This window comes from Streptococcus anginosus (assembly GCF_001697145.1).
Taxonomy (GTDB): domain Bacteria; phylum Bacillota; class Bacilli; order Lactobacillales; family Streptococcaceae; genus Streptococcus; species Streptococcus hominis.
Map to the genome: position 1 here is coordinate 1,323,721 of NZ_CP012719.1, position 17,717 is coordinate 1,341,437.

18 protein-coding genes and 2 pseudogenes are annotated in these 17,717 nt (G+C 37.5%); 6 read left to right on the forward strand and 14 right to left on the reverse strand.

From position 1 onward, the window contains the following. Positions 1-38: 38 nt before the first annotated feature. Complete coding sequence (gene ftsW / locus SanJ4206_RS06360) at positions 39-1,271, reverse strand: cell division peptidoglycan polymerase FtsW (RefSeq protein WP_003029008.1); 1,233 nt, start codon at positions 1,269-1,271, stop codon at positions 39-41. Between the two features lie 280 nt (positions 1,272-1,551). Between ftsW and SanJ4206_RS06365 the strand changes: the two genes are divergently transcribed. The 5 genes from SanJ4206_RS06365 (at position 1,552) to lysS (ending at position 6,064) form a co-directional block, all read left to right on the forward strand. Next, positions 1,552-2,388, forward strand: a complete 837-nt coding sequence (locus tag SanJ4206_RS06365) for a glycoside hydrolase family 25 protein (protein WP_003029006.1) — start codon at positions 1,552-1,554, stop codon at positions 2,386-2,388. A gap of 126 nt (positions 2,389-2,514) precedes the next feature. Then, positions 2,515-3,357 (forward strand): DUF368 domain-containing protein, encoded by an 843-nt coding sequence (locus SanJ4206_RS06370; protein ID WP_003029004.1) that lies wholly within the window; start codon positions 2,515-2,517, stop codon positions 3,355-3,357. Further along, positions 3,357-3,839, forward strand: coding sequence for an aminoacyl-tRNA deacylase (locus tag SanJ4206_RS06375; protein WP_003029003.1), 483 nt, complete (start codon positions 3,357-3,359; stop codon positions 3,837-3,839). Before SanJ4206_RS06370 ends, SanJ4206_RS06375 begins: the two co-directional genes overlap by 1 nt. Positions 3,840-3,851: 12 nt before the next feature. Next, the gene (locus SanJ4206_RS06380; protein WP_003029002.1) at positions 3,852-4,493 is read left to right on the forward strand and encodes a histidine phosphatase family protein; all 642 of its coding nucleotides are present in this window, start codon (positions 3,852-3,854) and stop codon (positions 4,491-4,493) included. An 83-nt stretch (positions 4,494-4,576) separates the two neighbouring features. Next, on the forward strand, positions 4,577-6,064 hold the full coding sequence (lysS, locus tag SanJ4206_RS06385; RefSeq protein WP_022525030.1) for a lysine--tRNA ligase: 1,488 nt from the start codon (positions 4,577-4,579) through the stop codon (positions 6,062-6,064). 124 nt (positions 6,065-6,188) lie between these two features. On the opposite strand, the pseudogene SanJ4206_RS06390 reads toward lysS, so the two are convergent. From SanJ4206_RS06390 to SanJ4206_RS06450, 13 genes and pseudogenes are all read right to left on the reverse strand, one after another. After that, a pseudogene (locus tag SanJ4206_RS06390) lies at positions 6,189-6,409 on the reverse strand (TfoX/Sxy family protein); the annotation flags it as partial. A 14-nt stretch (positions 6,410-6,423) separates the two neighbouring features. After that, on the reverse strand, positions 6,424-6,852 hold the full coding sequence (locus SanJ4206_RS06395) for a VOC family protein (RefSeq protein ID WP_022525031.1): 429 nt from the start codon (positions 6,850-6,852) through the stop codon (positions 6,424-6,426). 56 nt (positions 6,853-6,908) lie between these two features. Beyond that, positions 6,909-7,223 carry a TfoX/Sxy family protein gene (locus SanJ4206_RS06400; protein ID WP_003028998.1) on the reverse strand — a complete coding sequence of 105 codons (315 nt, stop codon included), beginning with the start codon at positions 7,221-7,223 and terminating at the stop codon, positions 6,909-6,911. A gap of 31 nt (positions 7,224-7,254) precedes the next feature. Continuing rightward, positions 7,255-7,534, reverse strand: a pseudogene (locus SanJ4206_RS06405) (CD1845 family protein). A gap of 135 nt (positions 7,535-7,669) precedes the next feature. Beyond that, complete coding sequence (locus SanJ4206_RS06410) at positions 7,670-8,236, reverse strand: GrpB family protein (protein ID WP_037582655.1); 567 nt, start codon at positions 8,234-8,236, stop codon at positions 7,670-7,672. A gap of 154 nt (positions 8,237-8,390) precedes the next feature. Then, complete coding sequence (locus SanJ4206_RS06415) at positions 8,391-9,479, reverse strand: glycerol dehydrogenase (protein ID WP_003028994.1); 1,089 nt, start codon at positions 9,477-9,479, stop codon at positions 8,391-8,393. A gap of 30 nt (positions 9,480-9,509) precedes the next feature. Further along, entirely contained in the window at positions 9,510-10,178 is a 669-nt protein-coding gene (locus SanJ4206_RS06420) for a fructose-6-phosphate aldolase (RefSeq protein ID WP_003028992.1), read from the reverse strand. 14 nt (positions 10,179-10,192) lie between these two features. Further along, entirely contained in the window at positions 10,193-12,634 is a 2,442-nt protein-coding gene (locus SanJ4206_RS06425) for a glycyl radical protein (protein WP_003028990.1), read from the reverse strand. Positions 12,635-12,801: 167 nt separating this feature from the next. Next, positions 12,802-14,103, reverse strand: a complete 1,302-nt coding sequence (locus tag SanJ4206_RS06430; protein ID WP_003028988.1) for a PTS sugar transporter subunit IIC — start codon at positions 14,101-14,103, stop codon at positions 12,802-12,804. A 2-nt stretch (positions 14,104-14,105) separates the two neighbouring features. Further along, positions 14,106-14,426 carry a PTS sugar transporter subunit IIB gene (locus tag SanJ4206_RS06435; RefSeq protein ID WP_003028985.1) on the reverse strand — a complete coding sequence of 107 codons (321 nt, stop codon included), beginning with the start codon at positions 14,424-14,426 and terminating at the stop codon, positions 14,106-14,108. A gap of 20 nt (positions 14,427-14,446) precedes the next feature. Beyond that, complete coding sequence (locus tag SanJ4206_RS06440; protein ID WP_003023891.1) at positions 14,447-14,770, reverse strand: PTS lactose/cellobiose transporter subunit IIA; 324 nt, start codon at positions 14,768-14,770, stop codon at positions 14,447-14,449. A 245-nt stretch (positions 14,771-15,015) separates the two neighbouring features. Continuing rightward, positions 15,016-15,978 carry a sugar-binding transcriptional regulator gene (locus SanJ4206_RS06445; protein ID WP_003028983.1) on the reverse strand — a complete coding sequence of 321 codons (963 nt, stop codon included), beginning with the start codon at positions 15,976-15,978 and terminating at the stop codon, positions 15,016-15,018. 18 nt (positions 15,979-15,996) lie between these two features. Next, positions 15,997-16,740, reverse strand: coding sequence for a DeoR/GlpR family DNA-binding transcription regulator (locus SanJ4206_RS06450; RefSeq protein ID WP_003028982.1), 744 nt, complete (start codon positions 16,738-16,740; stop codon positions 15,997-15,999). Positions 16,741-16,872: 132 nt separating this feature from the next. Here SanJ4206_RS06450 and SanJ4206_RS06455 point away from each other — a divergent pair, with 132 nt between their 5' ends. Continuing rightward, positions 16,873-17,649 carry a glycyl-radical enzyme activating protein gene (locus tag SanJ4206_RS06455; protein ID WP_022525034.1) on the forward strand — a complete coding sequence of 259 codons (777 nt, stop codon included), beginning with the start codon at positions 16,873-16,875 and terminating at the stop codon, positions 17,647-17,649. Positions 17,650-17,717 lie beyond the last annotated feature (68 nt).

Sequence of the window (17,717 nt, forward strand, 5' to 3'; positions counted from 1 at the left end):
AATCTACACCTTTCAATAAGCTTTTGCTCAATCTAACGTTAGCGAATAATTCTTAAACCGTGATTGGTTTCTTCGATTTCTCTATACAAACTTTCTCGTTTTTCATTGGCATCAATGTTTAACACAAAAGCAATCGCTACGGATAATACCAACAAACTATTTCCACCTTGTGATAAGAAAGGGAAGGTGACACCCGTCGAAGGAATCAAACCGGAAATTCCTCCAATATTGACAAACGTCTGTGTCAGTAGCATTCCACCGACACCAAGAGCCATCATAGAATTAAATGGATCTTTCGCTCGAATTCCCACAAGAATAATCCGCAAAATAAGGAAAAATAAGAGGGCTAAAATCAAGCTGGCACCGATAAATCCAAATTCTTCAATAACAATGGAAAAGACGAAGTCTGTCTGTGCTTCTGGCAAATAACCACGTTTTTCGATAGAATTTCCTAATCCTAAGCCAAACCAACCGCCATTACTCATGGCATAATAGGAATTAGCTAGCTGGTGACCTGCACCTGATAAATCTTTAAAGGGATTAAAAAAGGCACTAAATCGTTTTGCTACATAGCCAAACACAGGAACCTGAGCAACTTTTTCCACACCAATCAACCAGATGCCTGCTAAAACCGCTGTGGAAAGAGTGACCAATATCCCAAGAAGAGTTGAAAACCAGCGATAAACAATCCCACTAACCGTTACCATGATTAAGGTCGTCAGCAAAAGAATGGTCGCATTCCCCAAGTCAGGCAGCGCTGCCACAATCCCAATGAGCACCACGACCAGAATTCGCCAATCGTTCAGTGCACGTGGAATTAGTTGATTTCGTGTTAAAGCCTGATAGTCATACATTGCAATTTCATCTTGCTGATGAGAAAACCGCTGTGCTAAAAACCAAATCAGAATAATTTTTAAATACTCAGCCGGCTGGAGACTAATCGGACCAAATCGCAACCAACCATGTGCACCATTGATTCGGGCACCAAGGAAGCGAGATAAAATTAAAAGCAAGATTTCCACAAAAATAACAATGACAATCAGTCGATTGTCTTTTAAGAAATCTAACTTTATTTTGTAAATTAAAGCAATGGCAAGTAAGCTGATTACCCAGAAAATTCCTTGATTTAAAACAGATCTGAGCGAATTTGCTCCTACCTGTACTAAAGTGGCACTTGATGTCGAATAAACAACTATCAATCCCAAAATAGATAAAATCAAATAAGGAATCAAAATGGAATAATTCAGCAGGTGGCGTTTATCAATTTTCATAGTTCACCTAATATTATTAAATTTTCACCGAACATTATACCATTTTCCAAGGTAAAAAAAAAGTATTTAACGAACGGTATTTTTTAAATCCTTGCAGTATCTAGGCTAAACTTTAACTAAAAAAAGAACAATAAGCTGAGTCTATGAAAAGGATTCATAAGCATTCTTCACCATTATGTCCAATAAACCGCTTTCTTTAATATTTCAATTTGATGACAAATACTTATTTTCTACTAGTTTATTTTGCTTTTTATCTGACTTTACGTTAAAATGAAATTATATGAGAAAGAGGATTAAACCGCTTGTTGTCTTTGTTTTCTTTGTTAGCTTCATTGCGATTATTTTAGGAGCGAAGCATTATTCAGAGAGCAAGGAAACTAAACAGCAAAAGGACGCTATTACACAAACATCAGCTACTTCTCAGTCAACTGATACTTCAGATTCCGATGAAGCAGACAAACCCTATAAACCAATCATTGACTTGTCCGGCTGGCAATTGCCAAGCGATATTAACTATGACGTACTAGCGAAAAATGTTTCTGGCGCCATTATACGCGTGCATAGCGGAGCACAAGCAAAAAAAGAAAATGCAGCTACACACTTAAACGGAATTGATAAATCCTATCAACGCCACATAGAAGAATTTCAAAAACGAAATATTCCTGTCGCTGTCTATGCTTATGTGGCTGGTAGCAACAAGAAAGAAATGCAAAAAGCTGCCGAAAATTTTTATAAAGCTGCTTCAAAATACAAACCTACCTACTACTGGCTAGATGTTGAAGAAAAAACTATGGATGACATGAATGCTGGTGTTGAAGCTTTTCGCGCTAAGTTAGCATCATTGGGTGCTAAGAACATTGGGATTTATGTCGGAACCTATTTCCTTGAAGAACACAGTATCTCGACTAAGAAATTCACAGCTATTTGGATTCCAACTTACGGCTATAATGACGGTTATTACAACGCTGCCCCTAAGACAGACTTGAAATATGATTTACATCAATACACATCACAAGGCTCAATTAGTGGTTTTGCACATGATGTCGATCTCAATCAGCTATCTCCTTTAAAAAATCAGACAAAAACATTTAAAAAGTTATTTGGTAATGGACAATAATAACTCTGTAATAGTTTGAATCGAAAACTTTGCAGAGTTTTTCTTTTCTTCTCGTCCATTTATCACTACTTTCTTGTTTCTAAATATGATATAATAACTAGCATAGAAAAGTTTAGGGAGTAATGGATGATTTCTTGGTTGATAAGAATTTTAAAGGGAATTATCATCGCGCTAGGATTTATTCTCCCCGGGGTATCTGGTGGAGTTTTAGCTGCTATTTTGGGAATTTACGAGCGGATGATTTATTTTTTAGCGCATATAAGGGAAAATTTTCGGGATAATATGCTTTATTTTTTACCTGTTGGCATTGGAACGGTTTTAGGAATTGCACTATTTTCCCTGCCAGTTGAATATTTACTAGAGCATTATAAAATCATTGTTTTATGGGGATTTGCAGGTGCAATTATTGGTACGATTCCAAGTTTGCTAAACGAATCTGTCAGAGAATCTGATCGCGATCGAACCGATGTCATTTGGTTCGTAGCCACTTTTTTCATTTCTGGGGTTTGCCTTTATTTCCTCAATAGTTTAGTCGGAACATTGCCAGCAAATTTCTTGACTTTTATTTTAGCTGGTGCCCTTATCGCACTGGGAATTCTCGTTCCAGGATTAAGTCCTTCAAATTTACTTTTAATTTTGGGACTGTATTCTCCTATGCTGATCGGTTTCAAATCTTTAGATATTTTAGGAACTTTTTTACCAATTGGAATCGGCGGTCTACTCGCTCTTGTGATTTTTTCCAAGTCTATGCACTATGCTTTGGAAAATTATCATTCTCAAGTGTACCATTTTATCATTGGTATTGTCTTGTCTAGCACTGTTCTCATCTTGGTACCAAACCCTGGAAATAGCGAAAGTATTCATTATGCTAATACTTCTATCATCACTTTAGTTACTGCTGCCTTCTTCTTTGGTTTGGGAACTTGGCTGGGCGCTTGGATGAGCCAATTGGAGGAAAAGTATAAATAATGGCTAAAAAAACAAAAATTAAGAAAACTCTTGTAGAGCAAATTTTAACAAAAGCAAAAGTTCCTCACAAAGGCCTCCAAATTAATGCTTTAGAAGGACAATTACCTGAAGAAATAGAGCGCTCACAAATTTATAAAACATTAGCTCTAACAGGTGATAAAACAGGAACAGTCATTGGAATTGTGCCCATAACAGAACACCTTGCAGAAAAAAAACTAGCTAAAATATCTGGCAACAAAAAAGTCAGCATGATTCCGCAAAAGGAGTTGGAAAAAACAACGGGTTATATCCATGGCGCAAATAATCCTGTCGGCATTCGGCAAAAACACCACTTTCCTATTTACATTGACAATTCAGCTTTAACACGCGAGACTATTATTGTCTCAGCTGGAGAATTAGGACACAGTATTGAAATAAACGCAAAGGAATTAGCAAATTTTGTCGAGGCAACCTTTGCAGACATAAAAGAGGATTCAAAATAGAAAGGGAACTGTATGAAACTCTACTTCGTTCGACACGGAAAAACTCAATGGAATTTAGAAGGGCGCTTTCAAGGAGCTAATGGTGATTCACCGCTGCTTGAGACTTCTATTGAAGAATTGCACTTGCTTGGAAAACACATGGCTCACATTAAATTTGACAAGATTTTTTCAAGTGATTTACCACGCGCAATGGCAACTGCACAGATCATCTGTAGTGAAAATCAATATTCATCAGTTGTTGAACCACATACAGAGCTACGCGAATGGCAACTTGGCTCCCTAGAAGGACAGAAAATCTCCACAATTACCGCCATCTATCCTCATCAAATGGAAGCTTTCCGTCATAATCTGGCGAAATTTAACAACTCTATTTTTGGTGCAGAATCAGTCTACAATACTACACGACGTACAATAGACTTCATTAAATCACAAAAAGAACAATCTTATGAAAATCTTCTTTTTGTTGGTCATGGAGCGAATTTAACTGCTTCTTTACGTTTGTTATTAGGGTATGACTTTGCTCAACTTCGTCAGCAGGGCGGTCTTACAAATGGAAGTGTCACCATTCTTGAAACACAAGATTTTGAACATTTTACACTTCTTGATTGGAACAATGTTGACCACTTAAAAACAATTGAAACCGTGAGCGTATAAAATCACGGTTTTTTCTTTATTTATAGGTGAATTTCTGCCTTATTTATGATAGAATGAGGAAGGTAAACTTTAGGAGGAAGAATATGACTACTGAACATATTGAAGAATTAAATGACCAGCAGCTGATTCGTCGTGAAAAAATGGCTGCTTTAGCAGAACAAGGTATTGACCCATTTGGTAAACGTTTTGAACGTACTGCAGATTCTGCCCAATTAAAAGAAAAATATAATGATAAAACAAAAGAAGAACTGCACGAATTAGCTGAAACTGCTACAATTGCTGGCCGCCTTATGACCAAGCGTGGTAAAGGAAAAGTCGGTTTTGCTCATATCCAAGACCGTGAAGGTCAAATTCAAATCTATGTCAGAAAAGATACTGTCGGCGAAGAGAATTATCAAATTTTCAAAAAAGCAGATATTGGCGACTTCCTTGGTATTGAAGGTGAGGTTATGCGTACAGATATGGGAGAGCTTTCGATTAAAGCAACTCACATTACACACCTCTCTAAAGCACTTCGTCCATTACCAGAAAAATTCCATGGACTAACAGACGTTGAAACGATTTATCGTAAGCGTTATTTGGATTTGATTTCCAATCGGGAAAGCTTTGAACGCTTCGTGACTCGTAGCCGCATCGTTTCTGAAATCCGTCGCTATCTTGACAATCAAGGATTCCTTGAAGTTGAAACGCCTGTGCTACATAACGAAGCTGGTGGTGCTGCTGCTCGTCCCTTTATCACCCATCACAATGCACAAAATATTGACATGGTACTTCGTATCGCGACTGAATTGCACTTAAAACGTCTAATTGTTGGTGGTATGGAACGTGTTTATGAAATGGGACGCATTTTCCGTAATGAAGGTATGGACGCTACTCATAATCCTGAGTTCACTACAATCGAGGCTTATCAGGCTTACGCAGACTTTGAAGATATCATGGACTTGACGGAAGGAATTATCCAAAGTGCGGCGAAAGCTGTCACAGATGCTGAAAGTGTCCCTTATCAAGGTACTGAAATCTTTATCGGTCGCAAATTTGCACGTAAACACATGCTAGAAGCCATTAAAGAACAAACTGGTATTGATTTCTGGAAAGATATGACTCTCGAAGAAGCGACTGCGCTGGCTAAAGAACATCATGTAACAGTTGAAAAACACTTTACGGTTGGTCACATTATCAATGCTTTCTTTGAAGACTTCGTTGAAGATACCTTAATTCAGCCTACATTTATCTATGGTCATCCGGTAGAAGTATCTCCACTAGCTAAGAAAAATGCGGATGACCCACGCTTTACAGACCGCTTTGAACTCTTTATCGTTGGACGTGAATTTGCCAACGCCTTTACCGAGTTGAACGACCCAATCGACCAATTAGCGCGTTTTGAAGCGCAAGCTAAAGCCAAGGAACTCGGAGATGATGAAGCAACTGGTATCGACTACGATTACGTAGAAGCTCTTGAATACGGCATGCCACCAACTGGAGGTCTCGGAATTGGAATTGACCGCTTGATTATGCTGTTGACAGATGTCACTTCTATCCGTGATGTATTGTTGTTCCCTACGATGAAGTAAACAATTTCTTATCAAATGAATACTGAGATAACAAAAATGACCTTGCCCCCTCGTTCAAGAGGAACAAGGTCATTTTTTAACTCTATCATAATTGAATTTTTTCGTTCAAAATTCTACTATAATCAAGAATCATTTCTTTTGCTCCATCATACGGCAAGTCATACACTACATTTGGCATATCTGCACAGGTTTAACAAGTAATCTATCATCATGTATTCCGCCAATAATTTTTCCATTATAATAGATAATAAATTCTCCCATCATAGATCTATAACTAATATTATCTAATTCAGATACTTGTTCTAAAATAAAGTCTAAGTATTCTTTACTTGATACCTTTTTTATATCTCCTTTAATTACTAAAATTTCAATAGTCCATTTTTGTCAAACTTAAAATTTGGTCCCCAAGCAACTTCCCAGTAATATCCATCTAAATCAGAAAAATAGGCGTGATATCCACCCCAAAAGGTGTCTTGTGGTTCTTTTACAATTCTTCCACCAGCATTTTGTACTAATTCAATTACACTATCAACATCTTCTTTTTGTTCAACATTGTACGCTAATGTAATTCCAGAAAATCCATTTCTCTTTGGTGGGTTATTTTCATCAATATCTTTTGCCAATTGTTCTAAAGGAAATAGTTCAAATTTTGTTCCTGGAGTATTGAAAAAACATACTGGCGGATTATTTTCTTTACAGTCAGTCTTATATCCTAAACCATCTCTGTAAAACTTTATTGACTTTTCCATATCGCTAACACCTAAACAAATACAAGTAATCTTATTCATTACTACCTCCATAATTTCTAATTAACTTTCATCTAATAAATTAAGATTTGTCTTTCTCATCTGGCTTTCGCAGGTTTCTTTTCCGGAAGTTCAGCATACATACCATCCAGAAGTTCCAGAATTAGAGCCTTATCATCAAAACTATCAAATACATGCATCAAGGTTTTTGAACCTTCATACGGATAACGCAGTTCGGAATCTGCAAGCAGTCTGTCCGATGTCGGCGTTCTCTTTAAAAACAGTTCATTATTGCAAATGTCACCTATCAGCTTACCATTAAAATATACAAGGTATCCGCCCATCATAGATTTTATGACAATATCACCGGATTTAGAAAAACTATCGCGAACATATTCATTAATTTCATTCACCTTGATTATCCCCCTCCAAATTCCAATCTATCTATATCGCCCTAATCTTATCATTTATCAATTTGATAAACGCTATCACTGTTTCTCCTATCATCGGAAGCCTGTAAGGACTAAATAGGAAGCCGATAATCAATCCTGATATGCCTATTCCGACTTCTCCTTGATTGAAAGAAGCTAATGCTCCAAATATGCAACATCATAACGATATACAACAACACCGTTCCTATGCCAAGCAAGAATGTCAGAAAAGTTGTCAAAATTGATAAGATAAGACTAATCGGGAATAAGATAATTTTCAATATAAATCGCATACACTACCTCTTTTTCAAATTCAATATTTGCGTTTGATTTTTTCGCCATTTTATACTCTTTTCATATTTTAGTTACATTCATTTTACCACATTTCAAGTAAGGAAAAAAGCACCATCACAGCGCTCGTGTCTATTTTAATATCTTCCTATAAATTTTTCTTTTGCAACCTTAGTGTATCGTTTAACAAACTTACGCTTTGCATCAGTATATCCGTCTCTATCATGTTCAAATTTCTTCCATAAGTTCAGCTTTAAATGTTCATATTCTTTCGCTACATTATGATTCTCACGTAAGTAATCTCTGAAATATAGTTCATCATTATCTCCGACAACTCTAATGTGAAGATGAAAGACTTTTTCTGCAAAACCTTGCTCCGTGTATCCTTTATTTAATGAGATTCGTCGTGTACTTTGACTCATGCATAACCAATTATTTTCAACAAGAATATTTTTCACTATTTCTAGTTCTTCGGCTAATCGAACCTCAAGTAATATATCTACTATATTCTTTGCCCATATATTTTGAATAGTGGTACTACCAATATGTGATATTCTTACCATATATTTAGCTGGTATCAGGGACAAAATAGCAGTTGCTTCCTCATCATACCAATCCGCCCATTCTTTATTATGTTTTACAAGAAATATGGGAAACAACTGCCATAATTCTTCTAAACTCATGTCTTCTAATTTTTTACTCAATCTGTCCTCCACTAGTTTGCATTTATTTCTCACATTTATTATCATTATAACATTTTCAATGTGCATCAGGCGTTTATTATTTCTGATTAAAACTTTTAGCTATCACTACACGAAAAAACAAGTCCAATCTAATCGGACTTGTTTCTTTTTATTTTTATAAGGAGTTTACATAACGATCGACTGCTAGGATAGCACCTGCAATATCAGATGCTGAAATCTTAAACGGCATCTGATGAATGGTTTCACCTTCAATAGTAGCTTGCTTACCAACCTTGAGCAAATCATCATAGCTGGCATTTTCTAAATGCATTTCTGCCAAAGTCGTAGGCATACCAATTTTCTGATAGAAACGAATATATTTTTCCAACTCCTCTTTTGGACGTTTTTCAAGAAAGAGCTGTGTTAGCGTTCCATAAGCTACTTTTTCTCCATGAGTCAGATGATGAATATCACCAGTCAGAGCTGTAAATCCATTGTGAATGGCATGAGCAGCAGCCAATCCACCACTTTCAAAACCAACACCGCTGAGAAGCGTATTAGCCTCAATGATATGCTCAAGAGCTAGTGTTACCACCTGCGCCTCACAAGCAGCCAGTGCTTGTAAACCATCTGCAAAAAGAGTTTCTTCACATTTTTGAGCAATAGCTGCGCCTGCTAAAGTCTGTCTTTGTCCCAGCATGGTCTCTCCATTTGCCTGCATAACCGCACGCGCTTCAACCCAAGTCGCTAAACCATCTGCAATTCCAGAAGCTAACAAGCGCTTTGGAGCTTGAGCAATGACCTTTGAATCTACTAGAACAAGATCTGGGTTCTTGGTGTAAAAAATATATTTTTCAAATGCTCCTTCCTCGGTATAAATTACTGAAAGAGCTGATGTTGGTGCATCTGTCGAGGCAATAGTCGGTGCAATCACGACGGGATTTCCCAATAAATCTGCAATTGCCTTAGCACTGTCAATTGTTTTTCCACCACCAAGACCAATCACTAGATCTGCTCCATCTTTTTCAGCTAAAGTAGCTACCCGATTGATTTCATTATCCGAAGCTTCACCATTAAAACTGACATGCAATACATGAAGTCCATAGCGAGTAAGACAGGATTGGAACTTCTTTCCTACAATTTGATAAACAGTGTTGTCACAAAGCAAAACTGGATGGTTTCCTAAGTTCAAAATCTGTTTTGCATTTTCAAATAAGGCATCTTCACCTTGAATATAGCGAGAAGGGCTTGCAAAAGTTCTCATAAAATACCTCTTCCTACGCAAAAATGGAGATTAGATGTACTTTTGACCATGAATGAATGACCAATCTGCTGCAAAATCATCTACTGCCTTGGAGATAGATGGCATGGCAAAAGCTGATTCAAACACATCTGCGCCTGCTGTGATAGCTTGAGCACCATTTGCAAATGCTTGATTGACTTGACCTACATTCTTAAAGGAAGCTGCTAAGATTTTACTAGATGAACCTTCTACTGCAATCGCATCTGCCAATTGGCCAATAACTACATCTGAATCAATGTTCAAATTTTCCATTCGATTATAGTAAGGTGCTAAATAATCCGCACCAGCTTGAATGGCTAACAAACCTTGAAATGTTGTATAAATAGCCGTAGCTGTAATCTTATAACCATCTTCTTTTAAAGTCTTTATTGCAGCCAGACCAGCTTCTGTCACAGGGACTTTTATATAAATATTTTCACCGCAATTTATTCGAATTTTTTCGGCGTCTTTGATAATTCCTTCGTAATCTTTAGCAACGACTTGAACGTGGATAGAGGGGACAGGACCAATCATTTCTCTGACCGTCTTTATCCTTTCAAAGAAATCAATCTCCCCTTCTTTCTTAGCAATCGTTGGATTAGAAGTGACACCAGCTAATGGTAAAATCTGCGACCATTTCCTGATTTCTTCTATATTTAAAGTATCAAGCATGAATTCCATATATAAATCCTCTTCTATAATGTATGTTCTGTACGTCCGATAATATCATCCTGAGTCGCTTTGGAGAGTACATTGAAGAATGCCGAATATCCTGCAACACGCACAATCAAATCACGGTGTTTTTCAGGATGTTTTTGCGCATCAATCAAGGTTTCTCTAGAAACAACATTGTATTGAATATGATAACCGTGCAAACGGTTAAAGAACGTACGAAGTAAAGCAATCAATTTAATTTTATCTTCTTCCTTAGACAAGGTCTGAGGATTCACTTTTTGATTGAGCAGAACCCCCCCAACGATTTCATCTGTCGGCAATTTAGAAACAGATTTCAATACAGAAGTCGGACCATTCTTGTCCATATTGTGAGATGGAGAACAGCCTTCAGCGAGCGGTGTTCCTGCATTGCGGCCATCTGGTGTCGCCAAAGTACCGCGACCTTGACCAACATTGGCTGAAATAGAAGATGTTCCTGAATAGCGGATACCGCCAATTGGACCGCGTCCATAACGGGTATTTGGATATTTAGCAATTTCATCCACATAAATATCATAAGCATCAGTCACCAGCTTATCAGCGTAATCATCATCATTACCATATTTCGGTGCATCATGAATCAACATCTCTTGAATTTCCTTGCCGCGCTCACCTGCATAGTTCGTTTCAAGCGCATGCCAGAGTTCAGCTGGAGTCAGTTTGCCTTCTTCAAAGACTAGCTTCTTGATTGCTGCTAGTGAGTCTGATAGATTGGCAATTCCAACTTGCAAACCGGAAATATAGTCATAGACAGCTCCGCCTTCTTTCAAATGCTTTCCACGACCGATACAATCGTCTGTCAAAGCTGAGCAGAGAATATCTGGTACTTCTCTTTCTAGAGAAAGGTCAATCGCGTTTTCCACGATGACACTCATACGAGTCAAGTGACGCAAAGTCTTGTCCCAAGCCGTTTGCAGCTCAGCAAAGCTCTTCATATCTTTGAAATGTCCAAAACTTGGTGCAAAACGCTTGCCAGATGCCGGATCAATCCCGTCATTCATGGTGATTAAGAGCACTTTCGGAAAATTCATATAGCTCATTCCCGTGCAACGATAACCCCATTTACCTGGCACAGCTGTCTCCACACAGCCGATAGCACTGTAGTCGTATGCATCTTCTTCCAAAACGCCTTTGGCAATAAAGGATGGAATAATAATCTCGTCATTATTGAAAGCAGGCATTCCAAAACCTAGTTTCATAACTTCTATGCATTCGTTCATAAAACGAGCATCTAGACCAGCATGGTAGCGAACTGTTAAGTTTGGCTGTGGCAAATGCGTCTGTGCAACAGATCTCAAAACCAGATATGAAAGGGGATTTACAGCATCTTTCTTATCACGTGTTTGTCCACCAATTGTCACATTTTGATACAAAGGACTACCAGCAGATGAGAAAGTATGAGCCTGACTGCGTACTTTATTGATCGTAATCGTCTTAATCCAAAGATTGGTTAAGCGTTCGACAATGCTTTCTTCCGTCTCGCGACCAGCTTCCAAGTCCGACTTAACATAAGGATACATGTATTGGTCAAAGCGCCCATAAGAGAGGGAGTGACCATTAGACTCAATCTGTAAAATACACTGGATAAACCAGACAGACTGAATAGCTTCAGCAAACGTTTCCGCTGGTTCGTAAGGCACTTTGGAGCAAATTCGAGCAATTTCCAATAATTCCTGACGGCGCTCTGGGCTTGCAGACTCTGCCATATCTTGAGCTAATTTGACAAAACGATCCGCATAAGCTTTCACAGCATCCACTACAATGAAAATTGAATCATAGAAATGATATTTATCAATACTAGCCGGATCTGTCAAATCCAAGGCCTCCTTAGCTGCCCGAGCTTTTTCTTCAAAACCTTTCAAACCATATTGAAGCAATTTTTGATAGTTGACTGCCAAGTGAGCATCACCAGAGTTCATCTTTCCTTCCATGCCAAAGAAGCCAGTTTCCATATAAACCTGAACTTCTTCTGGAAGTAAAGCCCCAGCTCTAGCACGGAGGTTATTGTTTTCCCAGAAGGGAGCGATGCTCCGGATTTGTTCTTTGGTTTCCTCTGTAATATAGAAAACATCACCGTCGCGTTTTTCAAAAAGATCTAATTCATTGAGTACAAATTCTAAAGTATACTCTGGGAAAATAGGTGCATCTTTATTAGATGAAGCCTGATTTCCAACAATCATGGTCTCATCTTCAATATAAAGCGTCATATTTTCCAAAATTTCCTTAAGCATATAAGCACGCTTCAGAACATTTGGCTTTTCTTTATGCTCTTGATAAGCTCTTGTTGCAAGAACAGCACGTTCAGCATCAATATAAGGTTTCTTGTCCAGCACATCTTCCCGATACTTGTTCATTCGGTCCGTTAAGCTACCAAAATAACTCGTTTGTATCGTCGTTTTTTCTATTTCTTTTACATTAGTCATCACAGCACAACCTTTCTTATGAAATTATTTTTATTTCTTTCGTAACTATTGTAGCATGCAAGATGCAAAAATTCAATCATTTATAATCAATTATCAAATTAAAGATTTTTTGCACATTTGTGCTCAATCAACGTTAAAATAATTTCTTTACAGTGATACAATGTAGTTTATCCTTCCGCTTTCAGTTCATTACTGTAAGCAAGATTGTCTTGGAATTTAAAGAATGGGAAATAGATGAGAGTGGACATAGCTAAAATGACAACTTGGATGAGAGCACCTTGCCATCCTGCCACTAAGAAACCAGAAATAATAGCTGGTGTACTCCATGGCAAGGTCACCCCTGAAAATGGCTGCATAAAGCCAATTGCTATAGAGCCATAAACAATTACAGCCGCTAAAACAGGTACAAGAATAAAAGGCAAGAACATAACGGGATTCATAACAATTGGAAACCCAAACACAACTGGTTCATTGACATTAAAGATTGCTGGAAAAGCAGCAACTTTTCCTAGTGCTTTGTATTGTTTAGACTTAGCTGCAAAGAGCATGGCTACCACCAAACCAAAAGTAATACCAGAACCAGACAAAATAAGGAAACTATCCAAGAATTGCTGAGTGACAATGTGAGCACCTTTTCCAACAGATAACTTTCCAGCAGCAAGCAAGGCTTTATTAGCATCCAGATTTGAAAGCAATAGAGCAGTCACTACACCATTGACAACAGATTGCCCATGCACACCGAACCACCATAAGAAGGAGATGAAAAAGGCAATACCAATTGCACCGTAAAGGGAACCAGTCAATCCTTGTAATGGCACTTGAATCACACCATAAATCATTTCAATAAAAGTGCCACCTTTTGTTAGCATTTTAGCAAGAATATAGACTACCATGGAAAGGAAGAATATCACAAAAGCTGGAATCATAGCCTCAAATTGCTTAGCAATCGCTTGCGGAACTTGCTCTGGCATCTTAATAACAATATGCTTTTGAATAAACATGGTATAGATACTACCGACAACCAAACCAATAATAATAGCTCCAATAATCCCCTGACCACCAAACCAAACTTTAGTAATAGCATCTGCAATAGGTTCACCTTTTGTCGGTACATAAGAAGATTTTAAAAGAATGAAGAACGAGGACACGGACAACACCCCTGCTGGCAGAGGCTCTACACCACTATTTTTAGCATAAGAATATCCTATGGAGAAACAGGAAATCAAACCCATAATCGCAAAAGTTCCTGAGTAAACCTGCATAAATGGCTCAGTCCAATTTTTCCCAAAAATACCTGCAATTGCCTGATTGAGTCCTTCAAATGGTAACTGTCCTACAATCAGAAAGATACTTCCAACAACTGTCAAGGGCAGAATTGCCAACATACCATCCTTTAAGGCAATAATACCGCGCATATTGACAAATTTCATAATCGGCGCAATAATTTTTTGAGTATCTATTTTAGCCATAACTAAGCTCCTTGTTTTTGTTCCAAAAGCCCCAAAGCGAGATTCAATACTTTTTTACCATCTAGCATGCCATAATCCGCCATTGGAATGACCGCAATTGGAATATGGTTCTCTTCGCAAATGGCAGCTGACTTATCCAAAGTATAAGCTACTTGTGGTCCTAACAAAGCAACATCCAAGTTTGGTGCATAATCTGCTAACTTGGCCTGAGAATAAGCATCAATCTCAACCTCTAAACCAGTTTCTTTCGCAGCTATTTTCATATTATTGACCAACATTCCTGTTGAAAAACCTGCTGCACAAAACAACCCAATTTTAATCATATCTTCATCCTCCTGATGATTTATTTTTTCACTTGTAATTCTTTTCTCAAGTCAATGATTTCCTTGATAAGATTAATTTCTGTAATGCTGGTCATCAAATGATCCTGAGAGTGGACAAACAAAGCTGTAATTTCTGTCTTTGTTCCCCCCGCTTCCTGTGCCAAAAACTCCGTTTGAAGATTATGAGCTTCTAATAATGCCTGATCTGCCAATTCTAGATACTCATTACACTTTTCAAACTCACCATTTTTTGCTAATGATAAAGCTTGGTAAATATGCTGTTTGGCATCCCCAGCATGCAAGATTAACCCCATAATGATTTGATCAGCTACAATCACTTCCATATTTAACGTTACTCCTATTTTTATTTACAAAATATATCTTTCTTTTATTTGAAAGCGTTTTATTTTTGTTTGTAACTCAAATTTATCATCTTTCTCTTATTCCGTCAATATATCACTGAACAAATTCTCTTTTTTTATATTTATCGCACATTTGTGCTTATCAAGTGAAATAAAAAAGGTCAGAATCATTATTCTTGACCTTTTGAAGATGAAATAACGAGGAAAAGGAGAACTTTTATAAACTACTAATTAACTGCACTATTATCCAATTCCAACACTTTTAAAATAGTTGCTTCATCTGTAACTAAATGGTTGACATACCCAGCACGTAAAACCGCCAAAATAGCGGCAGCTTTTTGACGACCATAGGCAAAAGCCAGACTGTGAGGAACTGTTTTTAAATAATCTAAAGAAATAGCAATTGTTCGATTTTGCAACTGTTCATCAACCAACTCACCATTTTCATCAAAAAAGCGGCAACAAATTTCTCCGACAGCTCCTTCATTTTCCACTGTACGAAAATCTTCAGCCGTCAGCATATCCAACCACTGCCGATTCTTTTCATCCACTTGTCCGCCAATACCAACAACAACCACATCTAGTTCTTGCCAACTTCTTTTTAAGTCCTCAAAATATTTAGAAGACAAAATTCCTTTTGCTAAGATCTCGTCTTCCTGTATAATCGTCGCATTCATAAAGCGACAATCCCCATGGTATTTATTAGCCATACTGTAAATGAGGGTATTAACATGATAACGAGCATGAATATGGCTAGGTCCGCCAGCCAATGGAAAAAAATGCACATTATTCAAGTGCCGACTGCCCGAGTGTTCTACCAAGAGACTAAGACTCTTTCCCCATGAAAATCCAACTTTAGCATTGTCATCAATCATCCCCCGAAGCATTCCTGCCGCTGATTGAGCTAACCGCTGCTCCAAATCAGAAGGTGAATCATCCACTTGATTTGCTACGATTTCAAGTCCTTTTAACCCATACTTCTCTTTCACTACATTTTCTAAATGAAACAAACGAGTATCAAAGGCTTCAATCTCGATTTTGACAATGCCTTCCTTTTTAGCTTCAGCCAGCATACGACTCACAGTTGTCCGATAAATCCCTGTCTCTGCTGCAATTTCTGCCTGACTTTTCTCCTCTACATAATAAAGATAAGCAATCTTAGCTAATAGCCTTTTTCTTTCACTTTTCATCTTATCTCCCTCTACTTATCAGACTAGAGTCAATTTTATATTGGCTGCTTTTAGGCGTTGAACCGCGGCTGTCGGAATAGCTTGATCCGTTACCACCTGCGAAACCTGTTTCAAACCAAAACGCTTGACAGTCCCTCTTTTGTCAAATTTACTCGAATCTGTTAACACAATCATTTTGTCAGATGCTTCTGACATATATTGCACCACTTCGCTACGCATTAAATCCTTACCTGTAAAACCAAGCTCTTCATCATAGCCATCAGTCCCTACAAAAGCATGTTCTACATGGAAAAATTGAATCATTTCCTTAAGCAAAGGACCGACCGTAACTTGCGAATCGTTCTGAAATTCACCGCCTAGCAAGATAATCTTGCAAGAATCTACTTTTCTCACATAGTCTGCGATAAAATAAGAATTTGTAATAATTTTCACATTCTTCTTAGTACGACAGATTTCTTCAGCTAACAGAGCACAAGTTGAACCAGATTCAATGATAATCGTTTCATTGTCTGCAACAATTTTTGCCGCTTCTTGTGCTATCTTTCGCTTGGTATCATAATGAAAAGAAAGCCGGACATTCAAGTCATCACCACTATTTAAGACCGCATAACCGTGCTCCCGATGAAGCAAGCCTTTCATTTCCAGCTTATCCAAATCTTTCCGAATCGTTACTTTAGAGACTTTTAATTTATCAGATAAAGTATTAACATCAATTTTTTCAAACTCCGAAACGAGCTTAACGATTTCATCTAAACGTTCCATTTTATTCACCTCATTCTTTATTTTAACAGAATTTAAGGAATAAATAAAATAAAAAATAGTTTCATTCGTAATTGTTTTTCTTTCGTTTGTTTGATATAATAAAAGAAAATAAGCAAGAAAAGAGTGTACATCATGAGTGCAGAAAAAGGAATCATCTTTAATATTCAACATTTTAGTATTCACGACGGACCAGGAATTCGGACAACTGTTTTTCTAAAAGGCTGTCCCTTACGCTGTCCTTGGTGTGCCAATCCAGAATCTCAGAAATTTAAACCTGAGCCCATGTTAGACGCTTCTAGCAAAAAGACTATCACCATGGGAGAGGAAAAAAGCGTTGAAGAGATTATCAAAGAAGTTCTCAAAGATAGAGAATTTTATGAAGAATCAGGTGGAGGCCTGACCTTGTCTGGCGGAGAAATTTTTGCTCAGTTTGAATTTGCCAAAGCAATCCTTAAAGCTGCCAAAGAAAAAGGTATCCATACAGCGATTGAAACGACAGCCTTTGTAGATCATAACAAATTCGTTGATTTGCTCCAGTATGTAGATTTTATCTATACTGACTTAAAACATTACAACACCATCAATCACCGCAAAGTCACAGGGGTCAAAAATGAACTAATTATCAAAAATATTCATTATGCTTTTTCGCAACAAAAAACCATTGTCCTGCGTATTCCTGTTATCCCTAGCTTTAATGACTCTCTAGAAGATGCCGAACGATTTGCTATTTTATTTAAAAAATTATCTATTGACCAAGTACAACTCTTACCTTTTCATCAATTCGGTGAAAATAAGTATAAATTACTAAAACGTTCTTATGAAATGGAAAATGTGCAAGCTCTACATCCGGAAGACCTCTATGATTATCAGCAAGTTTTTCTTGATTATGAAATCAACTGTTATTTTTAGCTCCTCTTTTTCTCCCAAAACTGCAAAGATTAGGAACATCAAAAAAGACAAACCACAAAAGCAAGTTT